This window comes from Candidatus Pelagibacter sp. HIMB1506, from assembly GCF_052047935.1.
In the GTDB taxonomy this organism is placed as follows: Bacteria; Pseudomonadota; Alphaproteobacteria; order Pelagibacterales; family Pelagibacteraceae; genus Pelagibacter.
Window position 1 is genome coordinate 1,144,129 of record NZ_JBNAIS010000001.1, and the last position, 16,981, is coordinate 1,161,109.

Below are 16,981 nucleotides of genomic sequence, written 5' to 3' on the forward strand. Positions count from 1 at the left end.
TATTAAAATTAAGAAAGAGTTTTATTTCCAACGATTTCTGAAATATTTTTCACTCCATCTCTAAGAAGTAATTCTTTTAGCTCTTTTTTAATGTTTGCAGCAATGTTGGGTCCCTGAAATACCATACCGGTATATAGCTGAATATAGTCTGCCCCTGACAAAAATTTATCATGTGCAGACTTCCCAGAGTCAATACCTCCCACCCCAATTATTTTAATTCTACCATTTAACAATTTAAAGAATTGATTAATAAGTAAATTTGATTTTTGTTCAATTGGCTTTCCTGACAAGCCTCCTTTTTGGTGTCGTTGAATATTTTTTAAATCATCTCTAGTACTTTCTGATGTATTTGAAATAATTATTGCAGATATATCATTTTCTAAAAGAATCTCTGATATTAATTCTATTTGCTTTAAATCAATATCTGGAGAAATTTTAACTACGATTGGAATATTTATTTTCAGTTCATTTTTTTTATCTTTGATTGATTTTAATAATTCATTTAATTTATTTTCATCATGAAAATTTCTTAGATTTTCAGTATTCGGAGAAGAAATATTAATTGTAATATAATCAGCAACTTCATGAAATTTTTCTAATCCAATTAAATAATCATTTAATCGATTATCAGAGTCTTTATTTGGTCCAACATTTACTCCTAGTATTCCATTTTTTTTATTTGATTTTATTCTATTTAAAATAGTTTCAGATCCTTGATTGTTGAATCCCAATCTATTAATTAACGCTTGATCTTCAACTAATCTAAATACTCTTGGCTTTTCGTTACCATATTGTTTTAAAGGAGTAATGGTTCCAACTTCAACAAAACCAAATCCTAATTTAAACAAAGGATTGTAAACTTCTGCATTTTTGTCAAAACCAGCAGCTATTCCTATTGGATTGCTTAAATCTTTGCCAAATATTTGTGTTCTAAAAATAGGATCATTTTTATTTTCATCAAATACATTTGATACTAAATTAAATTTTAAAGATTGAATTGCTAGAGTATGCGCTTTTTCTGGATCTAATTTGAAAATTAAAGATCTTAAATTTGAATACATTATTTGAGTTTACTCATTATAAGGTCTTTTGTTTCATTAACACCAAAAAAACTTATAAAAAATCCAATTCTTGGTCCATTTTCATCACCAAAAACCACCTCATAAATAAGTTTAAACCAATCTCTTAAATTTTCAGCATAACCATTTTCTTTTCCAGTAGAATAAATCAAAGTTTGAATTTCCTCTGGTGACATCTGATCATTACATTTTGCTAAAGTTGAAATTAAAGCTTCAAGAGCTTTTTTTTCATCTTCAGAAGGTGTTTTGTATTTTTTTTGAGACTTAATTACATCATTAAAATATTTAATTGCGTAACCTACTAATCCATCAAAAATAGGAAAATTAGTTTCTTGAATATTGGGTTTGTATTTTTTTACAAATTTCCATAATAAATCTTTACTATCTGCATTACTTGTTTCAACTAAATTTAATAACATTGAAAAACTCATAATCATGTCTTCTTTTGGAATGCTACCATTGTGGACATGCCACACTGGATTCATTACTAATTGCTGCTCAGTCTGTTTTTTAGATTTTTCAATGTTATCCAAATATTCATCTACTGCTTTTGGAACTATTTCTTTATAAAGTTTTTTAGCTCTTTTTGGATTTTGATACATATATAGAGATAAACTTTCTGGTGAAGCATACTTCAACCATTGATCAATAGTTATTCCATTACCTTTAGATTTTGAAATTTTCTCACCTTTTTCATCTAAAAAAAGTTCATATGCAAATCCTGAAGGATTCTTTTTACCTAACAAATTAATGATATTTGTAGATAAAATTGCACTTTCAATCAAATCCTTACCATACATTTCAAAATCAACATCTAAAGCAAACCATCTCATTGCCCAATCTACTTTCCATTGTAATTTACAATTCCCGTCTAAAATACTGCTCTCTAATTTTTTACCTTTATTATCGAATATTATTTTAGAATTAGACTGATTAATTTCTATAACAGGTATCTCCAAAACATGACCTGTGTCAGGACATACTGGTAAAAAAGGACTGTATGTTTTTTGTCTTTCTTTCCCAAGTGTTGGTAAAATAATATTCATTATTCCTTCATAATTTTCTAAAATAATTTTCAAAGTAGGATTAAAAAAACCTGCCTTGTACAAAGATGTGGAACTTTTAAAATTATATTTAAAATTAAAACTGTTTAAAAAATCCTTTAGCATTTCATTATTATGTTCTCCAAAACTATTAAATTTTTGGAAAGGATCAGGTACTTGCGTTAAAGGTTTGTGAAGGTTTTGTTGCAACAATTCTTGGTTAGGAACATTATCTGGAACTTTTCTTAAGCCATCCATGTCATCTGAAAATGTAATAATTTCTGTTGGTAAATCTGTGAGTTGATTAAGTGCATTAACTATCATTGAAGTTCGTGCAACTTCTCCGAAAGTTCCTATATGAGGTAATCCACTTGGACCATATCCTGTTTGGAGAGTAATCTTACCTTTTTTTTCAATAAAAGCTTTTCTTTCACGAAGCATTTTTTTAGCTTCAACAAAAGGCCAAGCACTTGTCTTTTCTAGGACATCTTTTTTAATCATGAATTGCTCTTTTTAACCTTAAACTAGTGATTATATTAATTCTTATAGAGTTGAAATTTATTTACCATAAAATATTGTTCTTTCAAAATGTCTAATTACAAAACTGTTTTTTTTACGCTTGGAATTCTGCAAATAATATTGGGTGTATCAATGTTCATCCCAATTATAGTACAATTCTTTTACTCAGAGATAGACTCATCTTTCTTTGGCTCATCTATTGTAACCATAATCTTTGGAACTTTATTTTTTTTATCAAATTTAGATCACGATAAAAAACTTAATCTACAACAAGCTTTCTTATTAACTGCCCTATCTTGGATTAGTATTGCAGTATTTGGATCTTTACCGTTTGTATTCTCTAGTATTGAACTTTCAATTACAGACTCTTTTTTTGAAAGTATGTCAGGAATTACTACAACTGGATCTACAATAATCTCAGATTTAGAGAACGCACCAAAGGGTCTTCTTTTATGGAGAGCTATTTTACAATGGCTAGGTGGAATTGGAATAATTGTAATGGCGATTACTTTAATGCCTATAATGAATGTTGGAGGTATGCAATTATTTAAAATTTCAAGTAATGACTCTTCAGAAAAAATACTCCCTAAGTCAAAAGAAATAGCACTTAGATTAATTTATATTTACTCAGGATTAACAGGCCTTTGTGCAATCACTTATTGGATATTTGGTATGGGTAAATTTGACAGCTTAACCCACTCAATGACTACAATTGCTACTGGAGGCTTTTCTAACTACAACGAGTCAATTGGATACTTTAATAGTTTACCAATTGAGATTTCATCAATGTTTTTTATTATATTGGGAAGTATTCCTTTTATTGCTTACATTAAATTTATAAGTGGAAACAAAAAAATTTTTTTAAATGATATTCAAATCAAAACCTTTTTAAAAATTATAATATTCACTGTTATAATTTTATCTATTTACTTATTATTTTCTAACCAAGAAAACTTTAGTTTAAGATCAATATTTTTTAATACTATATCAATCTTGAGTGGTACTGGTTATGTAAACGCAGAATTTGATAAATGGGGCAGTTTTCCTATAACCCTGTTTCTTGCTTTGATGTTTATAGGTGGATGCGCGGGTTCTACAGCTTGTGGTGTAAAAATATTTAGAATTCAAATTCTTTATTTATTTATTCTAAACCAATTAAAAAAAATAATTTATCCTAAAGGGGTATTTGTAATTAAGTATGATCAAAGTTCAGTTGATGAAAAATTTATAGCTTCAATAATTTCATTTATTTACTTTTATATCGTAATATTTTTTATTCTTACTGCATTGTTATCCTTAACTGGTTTAAATTTTATTACTGCTATCTCAGGTGCAGCTACATCTATTTCAAATGTTGGACCTGGTCTTGGTCCAATAATTGGCCCCAATGGAGATTTTTCTGCGTTACCAGACCTTTCTAAATGGATTTTAACAGTTGGTATGATTTTAGGTAGACTTGAGCTGTTTGCGATATTAGTATTGTTCTTACCATCATTTTGGAAAAATTAGTTATGTCTGAAATAAAAAAAACATCCTGGTTAGAATCCATTTCAGTTTACAAAGATATCCGAATGCTAAGAATTTTATTACTAGGTGCAATCAGTGGATTTCCATGGGTCTTGATTGCTAGTAGTTTAAGTCTTTGGTTAAAAGAAGAAGGATTAAGTAGATCTACTATTGGATGGGCAGGACTTATTTTTGGAGTTTATGCTTTTAATTATCTTTGGGCACCAATTATAGATAGAATTCAAATTCCTTTCCTAACTAAAAAATTAGGTCACCGAAGAGGTTGGATTGTTTTAATGCAATTAGTAATTCTATTAAGTTTACTAGTTTGGAGTATTATAAATCCTACAGAAAATTTAGCGTTGATAATTACAGTTGGATTAATCATCGCTATAGCATCAGCAACTCAAGATATAACGGTAGATGCATTAAGAATTGAACAAATTAATGAAAATGAGGGAAAATCAATGGCAGCAGGTGCTGCAATGGCTGTAGTTGGTTGGTGGACAGGTTACAAATTAGGTGGTGTAGTTGCTTTATTTACTGCGGAGTTCTTTGAAAATATTGGTATCCAAGATTATTGGCAAGTAACTTTTTTAATATTAGGTGTTCTAATTATTTTAATGAATATTGCTCTAATGTTTGTTCATGAACCAGTAGAAACTGACAGACAATCAAAGCAAAAGGAAACTGATAATCTAATTAAAGGTAAACTAGGATCTAACAATATTATTACAACTTTTGTTGCCTATATAACTGGAACAATTGGTGGGCCCATTATTAGCTTCTTCAAAAAAAATGGTTTTGCCATAGCAGCTGGAATTTTAGGATTTGTCTTTTTGTTTAAAATTGGAGAAGCATTCATGGGTAGAATGTCGATTGTATTTTATAAAGAAATAGGCTTTTCAAAAGGACAAATAGCAATCTATTCAAAAGGATTGGGTTGGATCACAACTGTCGTATTTACTTTAATTGGTGGCGTAATGGCCATGAGGGCTGGAACTATAAAAACTATGTTCTTTGCAGGAGGTTTAATGGCGGTTACAAATCTGTTATTTGCTGTCTTAGCATGGACTGGTAAATCTGAACTATTATTTGCAATAGCAGTTATTGCTGACGATATTACTGCAGCTTTTGCAACTGTTGCATTTGTAGCATTTATATCTTTACTGGTTGATCGAACATATACAGCAACACAATACGCATTACTTGCGTCTATAGGGACTGCTGGGAGGACAACTTTAGCATCATCATCAGGAGCTTTAGTAGATTGGTTAAACGGAGATTGGGGAACATTTTTTGTCTTAACAACTATTATGGTTATTCCTTCACTAATATGCCTATGGATGATAAAAAATAAAATTAAAATTGGTGCAAAATAAATTTTATTTTACAGGTAGTTTTTCTAATATTTATAAGAAATCCTCTAAATTTTCAGAAGTAACCTCACAAATATTGTATGGAGAAAAATTTAAAATTTTATCTAAAACTAAAAATTGGATAAAAATAAAATCTAGTTTTGATAATTATACTGGGTACATTCAAAATAAAAAATATTCAAAAGAATTTAAAGCTAATTATAAGGTAAGTAGTTTAAAAGCAAATATCTATAAAAAACCAAATTTAAAAACTAATACTTTTCTGTCTTTTGGATCAAAATTGTCAGTTAAAGAAACTAATAAAAATTTTGCCAGAATTGATAAAAATAAATGGATTAAAAAAAAAGATATAAAAAAAATAAATTATAAAGAAAACAACTTTATTAAAATCTTTAAACAATTTTTGAACATAAAATACATCTGGGGTGGAAAAAGTTACGTGGGAATAGATTGCTCAGCCCTATTACAAATATTTTACTATTATAATAATAAGTTTTTTCCTCGAGATACCAAAGATCAAATTAAATATTTAAAAGGAAACATAAAAAGAAATTTTCAAAAGGGAGATATCATTTTTTGGAAAGGGCATGTCGCAATGTGTTTAAATTCCAAGCAATTAATACATGCATATGGACCTGAAAAGAAAGTATTGATCATGCCTATAATTAAGACAATTAGAAGAATTGAAAATACAGCAAAACTTAAAGTTAAAAAAATAGCTAAAATTAAAATTTAGCTTCTTCCAAAATCTGGCTTATTAATATCTTGTTTGAGTTTGATTATTTTTGATCTGACTTTTTTAGTTTCAGTAAGCTTGTTAATAATAGATTTATTATTTTTTGAATTAATATCAGATTTAAATGATTTTAAATTTTTAATAAATAAATCAATAGCATTTGAAATATTTTTATTGTTATTGAAAAAAATATCTCTCCACATAATCTCATTGGAAGCTGCTATTCTTGAAAAATCTCTTAGTCCTCCTGCGCTATATTTGATTAAATCATAGCTTTGTTTTTTCTCAAAATCTTGAGCTGACTTAACTAAATTATATGCAATTAAGTGAGGCAAATGACTAGTTATTGAAAAAATTTTGTCATGTTTTTCTGGTGACATGATTGTTACTTTTGATCCAATCTTCTCCCAAAATTTTTTCAGAAAATTTAAATTTTTTTTAATTGTATTTTTTTCTTTAATTAAAATACACCATCTACCCTCGAACATGTTGCTCTTTCCGTGCTGTGGTCCACTTACTTCAGAACCAGCAATTGGGTGACTGGAAGTCCATGCAATTCCTTTTTTTAAAAATTTTTTTATTATTTTTGATGATTCAATTTTTGAAGAGCCAACATCAGTAATTAATGTGTTAGGAGAAATATAATTATTTATTTTCATAATAATATTTTTGTATTCACTCATAGGTGTACAAAAAATAATAAAATTAGATTTTGTTACAGCTTCTTTTAATGAACTAACTACTTTTCCAGGTAATTTAAGATTTTTAATTCTTGATATATTCTTTTTTGACTTTTCATAAATATATACCTTATCTGCTAATTTATTTTTGTGTATAGATCTTAAAACTGAAGATCCAAGTAAACCACAACCTATTATTAAAATATTTTTCATTTAATTAAAAATCTTTCTTACTGCATTCATGAATATTAAATTTTCTCTAGATGAGCCAATAGTTAATCTCAATTTGTTTTTAACATGATAACCATCTTCAGTAGATCTTAATATAATTCCTTTATTTTTTAATTTTTGGTAAAGAAAATTTGCTGAATATTTACAGTCATCAAAATTTAATAGTAAAAAATTTGCCGATACAGCGTTTGAAAAAATATTATATTTTTCGAGAAATTTTTTTAGTCTATTTGCATAATTTAAATTATGTCTAATTGACTTTTGAATGAATTGCTTATCCTTCAAAGACTCTGCGGCCGCAACTTGAGCCAAACCATTTACATTAAAAGGTGGTTTAATAACATTTAAAGCTCTAATTATCTGTTTCGATCCATATCCCCAGCCAATTCTTAATGATGCCAAACCAAACATTTTAGAAAATGTTCTCAATATAAATACATTGTCTTTATTTTTAAATAATTCTAAACCAGAGCTGTAATCATCATTTTTCATATATTCTGAGTAAGCATCATCAATTACTAATAAAATATTTCTATTCAACTTTCTTCTAAGTTCTAATGTCTCTTTTTTAGTTAAATATGTTCCTGTTGGATTATTTGGATTTGCAATAAAAACTATTTTGGTTTTCTTAGATACTTTTTTCAATATTTCTTCAATTGAAACTTTAAAATTATTTTCTTTTGCAAATACAACTTTTGCACCAACAATTTTTGCATAAATCCTGTACATTAAAAAACTATATTGTGGAACAATCACTTCATCATTTGGATGTAGATATAATTGACATAACATTTGAATTACCTCGTCAGAACCTGCTCCACATATTATTTTATCGAAATTGCATTTATATGCTTTAGATATTGCCATTTTAAGATTGGTAGATTTTCCATCTGGATATTTATCTAATACTAAATTTTTTTGAGATATTGCTTTCTTTGCTAACGGGCTCATCCCTAGAGCAGACTCGTTAGCTGATAATTTAATGACCTTTTTAATTTTGTTAATTTTAGATTTGCCAGGCTTATAAGCTTCTATGTTAAATTTTTTAAATTTAGGTGTGTTCATTTTTTTATTTTTATGAGCTCTTTATAGATAAAAAAACAAATATTTATAGAGAATATGATCTTATTTTAAAAAATTGACATAAATTACAAGTTCTTGTACAAAATTTATGCGCTGATTTAACTGAATTGCGAGCGCTTAAAAAAAACCGCTAAAATAGTTTTTTTTCTCACAATTCATCTAAAGGCCTTAAAATGAATACAAAAAAAAATATTAATACATTAATTATAAAAAAACCTCTTAAATTGGATTGTGGTAAAACTATAAATAATTTTCCAATTGCATTCGAAACTTATGGGTCTTTAAATGAAAATAAAGACAATGCTATATTAGTATTTCATGCACTAACTGGAGATCAATTTGTAACTGGTTTAAATCCTGTTACTAAAAAAGACGGTTGGTGGAGTTTTGCTGTAGGTCCAGACAAAGCAATAGATACAAATAAATATTTTGTTATTTGTTCAAATGTAATTGGTGGATGTATGGGATCTTATGGACCAAGCCATAAAGATCCTGAAACACAGAAAACTTTTGGAACTGATTTTCCAGTTATTACAATTAATGACATGGTGAATGCACAATATAATTTACTTGAACACTTTGGAATTGATAAACTATTTGCAATTACCGGAGGTTCCATGGGAGGTATGCAAGTTCTTCAATTTATCACCAACTTTCCTGATAAAGCTAAAACTGTTATACCCATTGCTACAACCTCAAGTCATTCAGCACAAAATATTGCTTTCAATGAACTAGGAAGACAAGCAATCACTGCTGACAGCGATTGGAAAGATGGAAATTATGAAACTAATAACACCAACCCAGGTAAAGGACTTGCTGTTGCAAGAATGGCAGCTCATATAACTTATCTCTCAAAAAAAGGTTTGCAGGAAAAGTTTGGGAGAAAATTGCAAGAAAGAGAAGATTTGAAATTTGGTTTTGATGCAGATTTTCAAATTGAGAGTTATTTGAGATACCAAGGATCTGTGTTTGTAGATAGATTTGATGCAAACAGTTACCTCTACATAACTAGGGCTATGGATTATTTTGATTTAGTTAAACAATTTAATGGAAATTTGTCTGATGCATTTAAAAATACAAAAGCTAAATTTTTTGTTATTTCCTTTACTTCTGATTGGCTTTATCCAACCCAAGAAAATAAAGATATTGTTATAGCTTTAAATTCTATTGGAGCAGATGTTGGTTTTGTAGAAATTGTATCTGATAAAGGTCACGACTCTTTTTTATTAGATGTACCCGATTTTTTAAATGCTCTGAAGAATTTCTTAGACAAATCTTATATAGAATTAAAAAATGAAAAATGAATTTAAAGTAATATCAGATTTAATTGAGGATAATAAAAAAGTTTTAGATGTAGGTTGTGCAGATGGAACTTTGATGCAATTTTTAAAAGAACATAAAAATATAAATGTAAGAGGGCTAGAAATTTCTAAGGAAAAAGTACAAGAATGTATTGCAAAAGGATTAACTGTAATAGAAGGTAACGCAGAGAAAGACTTAAAACAATTTCCTGATAAATCGTTTGACTATGTAGTATTGAGTCAAACACTCCAAGCATTTTTAAGCCCTGAAATTGTTTTAGATGAACTTTTAAGAGTTGGAAAAAAAGCAATTGTAACGATACCAAATTTTGGTAATTGGCAAGTTAGATTGCATCTATTATTTAAGGGCACAATGCCAATAACAAAATCTTTACCAGAACAATGGCACAGTACGCCTAATTTACATATGTGCACAATTAAAGATTTTGTAAATTTTATAAAATTTAAAGAAATTAAAATGATAAAAACTTTAGCTTTAAATAGTAACAACACTTCAAATATAACAAATAGTAATTTAGGAACTAAAAATTTATTTGCTGATCTTGGAATATTTTTAATAGAAAAATAAATGAAAGTTGAAATTATACCGTGCCTACAAGATAATTATAGTTATTTAATTATTGATAATGAAAAACAGGAAGCATGTGTTGTTGATCCAAGTGAAGCTAAACCAATAATCAATTACTTAAACGATAAAAATATTAAATTAAAATATATCTTAAATACTCATCATCATTATGATCATGTTGGGGGTAATACTGAATTAAAAAAAAAATTTGGATCTGTTGTTCTAGGATTTAATGGAGATGCAAAAAGGATACCAGAGATTGATATCTTGTTAAAAGATAATGAAATTTGGAATAGCGGAAATTTTAAAGCTAAAATTATTCATATCCCTGGACACACAACAGGACATATTTGTTTTTATTTTTTTGAAGAAAACCTACTATTCACCGGAGATACTCTCTTCTCACTTGGATGTGGTAGAATTTTTGAGGGTACATATGAACAAATGTATAACTCTTTAAGTAAATTAAAATCTTTACCTAAAGAAACAAAAATCTATTGTGGCCATGAATATACTTTAAATAATTCAAAATTCTGTTTGAAACATGATTCTGAAAACTCTTCTTTGTTAAAGAAAATAGAATTTATAAAACAACAAAGAAATAATAATTTACCTACTATTCCATCAACCTTACAAGATGAAATTGATTGTAATATTTTTTTAAGAGCTAATGACCTAAAATCCTTTTCAAAATTAAGGGATTTAAAGGATAATTTCTAACTAATTCAGCTTGACTATAGGCTTCCGGTAACTATATTGCGGTTACTTAAATTTAATATTCATACTATGTCATACGCAGTAATAAAAACAGGTGGTAAACAGTACAAAGTTAAATCTGGTGAGATATTAAAAATTGAAAAATTACCAGATTCAAAGCCTGAAACTAAGATAGAATTTAATGAAATCCTAGCATATGGGGATGATAAAAATATTGAGGTTGGAACTCCTAATGTTGAAGGTGCTAAGGTAGAGGCAGATTTAATTAAAAATAGTAAAAATAGAACAATTCTAATTTTCAAAAAAAGAAGAAGACAAAATTCAAGAAGAAAAAATGGACACAGACAACAATTTTCTTTGATAAGAATTAACAAAATTTTTTCAAAAGATGGTAAAGTATTATCTGAAGCTGAAAAAATTAAACCAGCTCCCAAAAAAGAAGAAGTTAAGGAAGCTGCAAGTAAATAGTTATTAGGTAAATTATGGCAACAAAAAAAGCAGGTGGATCATCGAGAAACGGACGAGATAGTGCTGGTCGAAGACTTGGTGTTAAAAAATACGGTGGAGAAACTGTAATACCTGGAAATATAATTGTTAGACAAAGAGGAACAAAAATTTTTCCTGGCGAAAATGTTGGAATGGGAAAAGATCATTCAATTTTTTCTGTTATCAAAGGTAAAGTTGTATTCAAAAAATCTAAATTAGATAGAACTTACGTTTCAGTAAAACCCAATTAATAGTACAACCAAGAAAATGTTGTATTATGAAATTTCTCGATCAAGTTAAAATTTATGTTAAGGCTGGAAACGGCGGTGACGGTTCACCAAGTTTTAGAAGAGAAAAGTATGTTGAGTTTGGAGGACCTGATGGAGGTGATGGAGGCAGGGGTGGCTCTATCATTTTAAAATCAGAAGAAAACTTAAACACTTTAATTGATTACAGATATCAACAACATCATAAAGCTCAGCGTGGAGAGAATGGTTCTGGTCAAAATCGAACAGGTAAAAGTGGTGATGATTTGGTTTTAAAAGTTCCTCTTGGAACCCAGGTATTTGAAGAAGATAACAAAACTCTATTATTTGATTTTAACAAAAAAGGAGAAGAGTACATTGCAGCTAATGGTGGCAAAGGTGGTTTGGGAAATACTAGATTTAAAAGTTCTACAAACAGAGCTCCAAGAAAATTTACGAAAGGAACTTTGGGAGAAGAGTTTACAATTTGGTTACAACTTAAAACAATAGCTGATATCGGAATTATCGGATTACCTAACGCAGGAAAATCAAGTTTGTTGGCAGCACTCACAAACGCAAATCCTAAAATTGCTAATTATAAATTTACAACACTTAATCCTAACTTGGGTGTTGCTAGCTATGATGATAAAGAAATCACAATAGCCGATATACCCGGATTAGTAGAAGGTGCCCATGAAGGTGTTGGACTTGGGATACAGTTTTTAAAACATATAGAAAGATGCAAATCTTTATTACATTTAATTGATATTACTAATCTTGATCTTAAGGAATCTTATGATCAGGTTAAAAATGAACTTAAAAATTACAGTTCTAAAATGCTTGAAAAGAGAGAGTTAATTGTGTTTAACAAAATAGATTTAATTGATGAAGACACAGCTAAAGATGTAATTGATGATTTCTCTAAAGATAAAAATTGTGAGATAATGACTATGACAACTTTGAATAAAGAGTCGGTTTCAAAAATTAAGGCAAAATTATTATCCTATGTATCTTAAAAACTCGAAAATTATTGTTATTAAAATTGGTTCATCTTTAATAGTTGATGAAAATAAAAAAATAAGAAAAAAATGGCTTTCAAGCTTTGCGAGGGACATCAAAAAACTAAAAGATAAAAATCAAAAAATAGTCATTGTTAGTTCAGGTGCTATCGCTCTTGGATGTAAAAAAATGAATTTTAACAAAAAAAATATTAAGTTAGATAAAAGTCAAGCAATTGCCTCTATTGGCCAAATTGAACTAATGAATTTATTCTCTCAGACCTTCTCAAAATTCAAATTAAATATTTCACAAATTTTGTTAACTCTAGAAGATACGGAGGAACGAAGAAGATCCTTAAATGCCAAAAGAACATTCGAAAATTTATTCGAACTTGGATTTATCCCAGTTGTTAATGAGAATGATACAATTGCAACAACTGAAATAAAATATGGAGATAATGATAGATTGGCATCTAGAGTAGCTCAAATTACAAACGCTGATACATTAATTTTACTTTCAGATGTAGATGGCCTTTTTACAAAAAATCCAAAAGTAAATAAAGACGCTAAACTAATAAAAATAGTAAATGATATAAACAAAGACTTAAAAGAAATTAATATCAAAGGAATTAATGAATATGGAAGTGGAGGAATGCAAACAAAAATTGAAGCTGCTAAAATTTGTCAATTAGCTGGCAGCAGTATGATTATTGCAAACGGACTGTATTCAAATCCTATTTCAAAGATTATTGAAAAAAATAATTGTACATGGTTCAGCCCAAAGGTCTCTAAACTTCATGCTAGAAAAAAATGGATAATTAGCTCAATTGCACCTAAAGGAAATATTGTAATTGATGATGGAGCCAAAAAAGCGTTAAAGCTTGGAAAAAGTTTACTAGCTGCAGGTATTAAAAATGTATCAGGAAGATTTAACAAAGGTGATCATATAAAAGTTTTAGATAAAAAAAATAATGAATGTGCTAGAGGTTTAAGTTCTTTTTCTTCTGATGAAGTAAAAAAAATTATGGGACACCATTCGAATGAAATTCAAAAATTACTTGGGTATGTTGCAAAATCTGAAGTTATTCATAAAGATGATATGGTAGAAGTATAGATGAATAATTATATGAATTTAATTGGTAAAAGAGCAAGAAAAGCAAGTCAATATAAAATAGACACAAAAGTTAAAAATAGTGTTTTAGCCTCCTATGCCAAAATGCTTAACGAAAACAAAGGTTTAATAATTAAAGAAAATACTAAAGATATTAATTACGCAAAAAAAATAGGATTAAAAGAAAATTTAATTAATAGACTTCATTTAAATGAGAAAAAAATAAACGACATCAGAAATTCTATTATTAGTATTATTAAATTTAAAGATCCCATTAATCATGTTTTAAAAAAGTGGAAAAGACCTAATGGATTAAATATTAGTAGAGTATCAATTCCAATAGGAGTTATTGGTGTAATTTATGAAAGTAGGCCAAATGTTACATCAGATGTTGCGGGTTTATGTTTCAAATCAGGTAATGCTGTAATCTTAAGAGGAGGTTCTGAGGCAATCAATTCAAATAGAATTTTGTCAAAACTTTTTAGAAAAGCGCTCAAAAAAAATAAAGTAGATGAAAACTTTATACAATTTATAGACTCTAAAAACAGAAAGATGGTTGATGTAATGCTTTCCAAAATGAAAGAATATATTGATGTTATAATCCCACGTGGTGGAAAAAATCTTGTAAGAAAAGTTCAAGAACTTTCTAAGGTTCCTATAATTGGTCATCTTGAGGGTATTTGTCATACATATGTCGACAAAGACGCTGAATTAAAGATGGCAAATAGAGTTGTTACTAACGCAAAATTAAGAAACACCAGCATATGTGGGGCGACTGAAACCATTATTCTACATAAAAATATTGTTAAAAAATTTAGCAATACAATCCTGGGTAATTTAGAAAAAAATGGTTGTAAAATTTATGGAGAAAAGACTTTGACTAAATTTTATAAAGGTAAAATTTTTAAAGCTACTGAAAAAGATTGGTCTACAGAATATTTAAGCTCAGTAGTTTCTGTTAAAATAGTAAACAACCTCAATGAAGCTATAAGTCATATTAATAAGTATGGAACAATGCATACAGATTCAATAATTACAAAAAACAAAAAAACAGCCAATCAATTTCTAAAAGAAGTCAAAAGCTCTATTGCTATGCATAACACTTCAACTCAATTTGCAGATGGAGGTGAATTTGGGTTCGGAGGAGAAGTTGGAATTTCTACCAATGTACTACCACCAAGAGGGCCTGTAGGACTTAATCAACTTGTTTCATACAAATATCAAATTACAAGTAACGGTAAAATAAGAAATTAATTTGAAATCAAATAAAACAAAAATAGGAATTTTAGGAGGATCATTTGATCCTGCTCATAAAGGTCATCTAGCTATTTCAAAAGAAGCAAAAAAAAGATTTGAGCTTAAAAACATTATTTGGGCAATCACAAAAAAAAATCCTTTTAAAAACCAGAGCAAAACCTCAGTTACTGAAAGAATAAAATTCTGTAAAAAAATTATTGGTAAAAATTCATTTATAAAAGTGAGATTTTACGAAAATAAAATTAATTCAAATAAAACAATCGATTTAATTAATCATTTGAAAAAAAATAAAAATATTGAAATCTATTTTTTAATGGGAGCAGATAACTTAATAAATTTTCACAGATGGTATAAATCAAAATCTATTTCACAAAAGTGTAATATTTTAGTTTTCGATAGACATGGTTATAAAAAAAACTCATTAAAATCAAAGACATTTAGGGCTCTTCGTAATACCTCCCTCAAATTCATAGAGTTTAATAAAGTCAACATTTCATCTTCTCAATTAAGAAAAATTTGATAGTCTGAATTTAATTAATGGATAAAATTTCAAATCTCAAAGAAATTGTAATCACCACATTAGATCTTAACAAAGCTGAAGACATAGTAACTATTGATCTAAAAGATAAAAGTTCGATGGCAGATTATATGATAATAGCAAGCGGTACATCATCTAGACATATACAATCTTTATCTGAACAAGTGTTAGAAAAGCTTAAAGATAATGGAATTAAAGACTCTAAAATTGAGGGTAAAGAAAGTGGTGAATGGAAATTGGTAGACGGTATAGATCTAATCGTTCATATTTTTCATCCAGAGAAAAGAAAATTTTATGAATTAGAAAAAATCTGGTCAGAATTTATTCCTAAAGAAAAAGTAATGATATGAAAATAATTAAATATTACTCAATTATTTTTTTATCATTTTTTTATTTAAGTTCAGCAAACTCTTCTGAAGTAGATATTTACAAAAAGATAGATTTATTTGGCGAGGTTTTAGAAAAAATAAATAGAGAATATATTGATGAGATCAATCAATCTGAAAGCATGGACTCTGCTATCAATGGCTTACTTCAATCTTTAGACCCTTATTCCTCTTATATGTCTCCTGAAATTCTAGAGGAAATGCAAACTGAAACTAGCGGTGAATTTGGCGGCCTTGGAATTGAGGTAAGTATGGAAGCAGGAGTTGTTAAAGTTATTTCACCTATTGATGACACACCAGCGTCAAAAGCTGGATTAAAAGCTGGTGATTACATTGTGAAAATTAATGATACCCAAGTTCAAGGGAAATCTCTAAGTGAAGCTGTTGATTTAATGCGAGGCCCAGTAGGTTCAAGTATAGAATTAACAGTTAGACGAAGAGGAGAAAAAAAAGCACTAACATTTAATATCATTAGAGAGATAATTGAAATTCAATCAGTTAAGTCAGAGTTATTAGAAGAAAATATTGGCTATATTAGATTAACTTCATTTAATGAAAACAGTAGTGATCAAATAGAAAAACAAATAAAGAAATTAAAAAAAAATAAAAATCTTAATTCATTTATTTTGGATTTAAGAAATAATCCAGGTGGATTACTAAACCAAGCAATAAGAATATCTGATTTCTTTTTAGAAAATGGTGAAATTGTCTCTACTAAAAGTAGAAAAAAATCTGATAATAGAAAATGGTTTGCAAAAAAAGGAGACATAACTGACGGAAAAACATTATTAGTACTGATAAATTATGGATCAGCTTCAGCATCAGAAATTGTTGCAGGAGCTTTAAAAGATCACAAAAGAGCAATTGTTATAGGTGAAAACAGTTATGGTAAAGGTTCAGTTCAATCTATTATTCCTCTTAAAAATAGAGGCGCAATACGTTTAACTGTTGCAAAATATTATCTTCCATCTGGGAAATCTATATCTGAGGTTGGTGTACGTCCAGACATTGAGGTGAATGAAGAAGGTGATAATTTTAAAATAAGAACTGACACTGATAATCAACTAAATTACGCAATTAAATTACTCAACGGATAA

Annotated in this window: 18 protein-coding genes; 14 read left to right on the top strand and 4 right to left on the bottom strand. The window is 28.3% G+C overall.

Annotated features, from left to right (window positions below; all coding sequences use genetic code 11):
* Nucleotides 1–8: 8 nt before the first annotated feature.
* Together ACTTA8_RS06145 and ACTTA8_RS06150 are read right to left on the bottom strand one after the other, a co-directional pair.
* A complete protein-coding gene (locus ACTTA8_RS06145) occupies nucleotides 9–1,061 on the bottom strand; it encodes a quinone-dependent dihydroorotate dehydrogenase (RefSeq protein ID WP_440653117.1) in 1,053 nt (350 codons plus the stop codon).
* Nucleotides 1,061–2,623: a lysine--tRNA ligase gene (locus tag ACTTA8_RS06150; RefSeq protein ID WP_440654945.1), complete on the bottom strand. Its 1,563-nt coding sequence runs from the start codon at nucleotides 2,621–2,623 to the stop codon at nucleotides 1,061–1,063. The genes ACTTA8_RS06145 and ACTTA8_RS06150 overlap by 1 nt, the downstream gene beginning before the upstream one ends.
* 87 nt (nucleotides 2,624–2,710) lie before the next feature.
* On the opposite strand from ACTTA8_RS06150, the gene ACTTA8_RS06155 reads away from it, so the two are divergent.
* Genes ACTTA8_RS06155 through ACTTA8_RS06165 form a run of 3 tightly spaced genes read left to right on the top strand, consistent with a single transcriptional unit; the run spans nucleotide 2,711 to nucleotide 6,262 of the window.
* Nucleotides 2,711–4,150 (top strand): TrkH family potassium uptake protein, encoded by a 1,440-nt coding sequence (locus ACTTA8_RS06155; RefSeq protein WP_440654946.1) that lies wholly within the window; start codon nucleotides 2,711–2,713, stop codon nucleotides 4,148–4,150.
* A 2-nt stretch (nucleotides 4,151–4,152) separates the two neighbouring features.
* Nucleotides 4,153–5,529: an AmpG family muropeptide MFS transporter gene (locus ACTTA8_RS06160; protein WP_440654947.1), complete on the top strand. Its 1,377-nt coding sequence runs from the start codon at nucleotides 4,153–4,155 to the stop codon at nucleotides 5,527–5,529.
* A complete protein-coding gene (locus tag ACTTA8_RS06165; RefSeq protein ID WP_440654948.1) occupies nucleotides 5,519–6,262 on the top strand; it encodes a C40 family peptidase in 744 nt (247 codons plus the stop codon). Before ACTTA8_RS06160 ends, ACTTA8_RS06165 begins: the two co-directional genes overlap by 11 nt.
* On the opposite strand, the gene ACTTA8_RS06170 is transcribed toward ACTTA8_RS06165, so the two are convergent.
* Both ACTTA8_RS06170 and hisC read right to left on the bottom strand, forming a co-directional pair.
* Nucleotides 6,259–7,155 carry a prephenate dehydrogenase gene (locus tag ACTTA8_RS06170; RefSeq protein WP_440654949.1) on the bottom strand — a complete coding sequence of 299 codons (897 nt, stop codon included), beginning with the start codon at nucleotides 7,153–7,155 and terminating at the stop codon, nucleotides 6,259–6,261. The two genes, ACTTA8_RS06165 and ACTTA8_RS06170, sit on opposite strands and share 4 nt — an antisense overlap.
* Nucleotides 7,156–8,238, bottom strand: coding sequence for a histidinol-phosphate transaminase (hisC, locus tag ACTTA8_RS06175; protein WP_440654951.1), 1,083 nt, complete (start codon nucleotides 8,236–8,238; stop codon nucleotides 7,156–7,158).
* Between the two features lie 191 nt (nucleotides 8,239–8,429).
* On the opposite strand from hisC, the gene metX reads away from it, so the two are divergent.
* From metX to ACTTA8_RS06230, 11 genes are all read left to right on the top strand, one after another.
* Nucleotides 8,430–9,560: a homoserine O-acetyltransferase MetX gene (gene metX / locus ACTTA8_RS06180; protein WP_440654952.1), complete on the top strand. Its 1,131-nt coding sequence runs from the start codon at nucleotides 8,430–8,432 to the stop codon at nucleotides 9,558–9,560.
* Entirely contained in the window at nucleotides 9,550–10,146 is a 597-nt protein-coding gene (gene metW, locus ACTTA8_RS06185) for a methionine biosynthesis protein MetW (RefSeq protein WP_262589873.1), read from the top strand. The genes metX and metW overlap by 11 nt, the downstream gene beginning before the upstream one ends.
* Complete coding sequence (gene gloB / locus ACTTA8_RS06190) at nucleotides 10,147–10,866, top strand: hydroxyacylglutathione hydrolase (RefSeq protein WP_262589875.1); 720 nt, start codon at nucleotides 10,147–10,149, stop codon at nucleotides 10,864–10,866.
* A 66-nt stretch (nucleotides 10,867–10,932) separates the two neighbouring features.
* Entirely contained in the window at nucleotides 10,933–11,331 is a 399-nt protein-coding gene (gene rplU, locus ACTTA8_RS06195) for a 50S ribosomal protein L21 (RefSeq protein WP_440633072.1), read from the top strand.
* A gap of 14 nt (nucleotides 11,332–11,345) precedes the next feature.
* Nucleotides 11,346–11,600, top strand: a complete 255-nt coding sequence (rpmA, locus tag ACTTA8_RS06200) for a 50S ribosomal protein L27 (protein ID WP_075506491.1) — start codon at nucleotides 11,346–11,348, stop codon at nucleotides 11,598–11,600.
* A 26-nt stretch (nucleotides 11,601–11,626) separates the two neighbouring features.
* Nucleotides 11,627–12,610 carry an Obg family GTPase CgtA gene (gene cgtA, locus ACTTA8_RS06205; protein WP_440654954.1) on the top strand — a complete coding sequence of 328 codons (984 nt, stop codon included), beginning with the start codon at nucleotides 11,627–11,629 and terminating at the stop codon, nucleotides 12,608–12,610.
* A complete protein-coding gene (gene proB / locus ACTTA8_RS06210; RefSeq protein WP_440654955.1) occupies nucleotides 12,600–13,706 on the top strand; it encodes a glutamate 5-kinase in 1,107 nt (368 codons plus the stop codon). The genes cgtA and proB overlap by 11 nt, the downstream gene beginning before the upstream one ends.
* The gene (locus ACTTA8_RS06215) at nucleotides 13,707–14,957 is read left to right on the top strand and encodes a glutamate-5-semialdehyde dehydrogenase (protein WP_440654956.1); all 1,251 of its coding nucleotides are present in this window, start codon (nucleotides 13,707–13,709) and stop codon (nucleotides 14,955–14,957) included.
* On the top strand, nucleotides 14,953–15,480 hold the full coding sequence (gene nadD, locus ACTTA8_RS06220) for a nicotinate (nicotinamide) nucleotide adenylyltransferase (protein ID WP_440655473.1): 528 nt from the start codon (nucleotides 14,953–14,955) through the stop codon (nucleotides 15,478–15,480). The genes ACTTA8_RS06215 and nadD overlap by 5 nt, the downstream gene beginning before the upstream one ends.
* Before the next feature lie 17 nt (nucleotides 15,481–15,497).
* Nucleotides 15,498–15,848 carry a ribosome silencing factor gene (gene rsfS, locus ACTTA8_RS06225; RefSeq protein WP_440654957.1) on the top strand — a complete coding sequence of 117 codons (351 nt, stop codon included), beginning with the start codon at nucleotides 15,498–15,500 and terminating at the stop codon, nucleotides 15,846–15,848.
* Nucleotides 15,845–16,981 carry a S41 family peptidase gene (locus ACTTA8_RS06230; RefSeq protein ID WP_440654958.1) on the top strand — a complete coding sequence of 379 codons (1,137 nt, stop codon included), beginning with the start codon at nucleotides 15,845–15,847 and terminating at the stop codon, nucleotides 16,979–16,981. Before rsfS ends, ACTTA8_RS06230 begins: the two co-directional genes overlap by 4 nt.

Bases quoted from the DNA above. Each gene is read 5' to 3' on its own strand.
- metW (WP_262589873.1), top strand. From the start codon at position 9,550: ATGAAAAATGAATTTAAAGTAATATCAGATTTAATTGAGGATAATAAA.
- cgtA (WP_440654954.1), top strand. From the start codon at position 11,627: ATGAAATTTCTCGATCAAGTTAAAATTTATGTTAAGGCTGGAAACGGC.
- hisC (WP_440654951.1), bottom strand. From the start codon at position 8,238: ATGAACACACCTAAATTTAAAAAATTTAACATAGAAGCTTATAAGCCT.
- ACTTA8_RS06160 (WP_440654947.1), top strand. From the start codon at position 4,153: ATGTCTGAAATAAAAAAAACATCCTGGTTAGAATCCATTTCAGTTTAC.
- ACTTA8_RS06155 (WP_440654946.1), top strand. From the start codon at position 2,711: ATGTCTAATTACAAAACTGTTTTTTTTACGCTTGGAATTCTGCAAATA.
- ACTTA8_RS06230 (WP_440654958.1), top strand. From the start codon at position 15,845: ATGAAAATAATTAAATATTACTCAATTATTTTTTTATCATTTTTTTAT.
- ACTTA8_RS06215 (WP_440654956.1), top strand. From the start codon at position 13,707: ATGAATAATTATATGAATTTAATTGGTAAAAGAGCAAGAAAAGCAAGT.
- rpmA (WP_075506491.1), top strand. From the start codon at position 11,346: ATGGCAACAAAAAAAGCAGGTGGATCATCGAGAAACGGACGAGATAGT.
- proB (WP_440654955.1), top strand. From the start codon at position 12,600: ATGTATCTTAAAAACTCGAAAATTATTGTTATTAAAATTGGTTCATCT.
- metX (WP_440654952.1), top strand. From the start codon at position 8,430: ATGAATACAAAAAAAAATATTAATACATTAATTATAAAAAAACCTCTT.
- ACTTA8_RS06145 (WP_440653117.1), bottom strand. From the start codon at position 1,061: ATGTATTCAAATTTAAGATCTTTAATTTTCAAATTAGATCCAGAAAAA.
- rsfS (WP_440654957.1), top strand. From the start codon at position 15,498: ATGGATAAAATTTCAAATCTCAAAGAAATTGTAATCACCACATTAGAT.
- ACTTA8_RS06150 (WP_440654945.1), bottom strand. From the start codon at position 2,623: ATGATTAAAAAAGATGTCCTAGAAAAGACAAGTGCTTGGCCTTTTGTT.
- gloB (WP_262589875.1), top strand. From the start codon at position 10,147: ATGAAAGTTGAAATTATACCGTGCCTACAAGATAATTATAGTTATTTA.
- rplU (WP_440633072.1), top strand. From the start codon at position 10,933: ATGTCATACGCAGTAATAAAAACAGGTGGTAAACAGTACAAAGTTAAA.
- ACTTA8_RS06170 (WP_440654949.1), bottom strand. From the start codon at position 7,155: ATGAAAAATATTTTAATAATAGGTTGTGGTTTACTTGGATCTTCAGTT.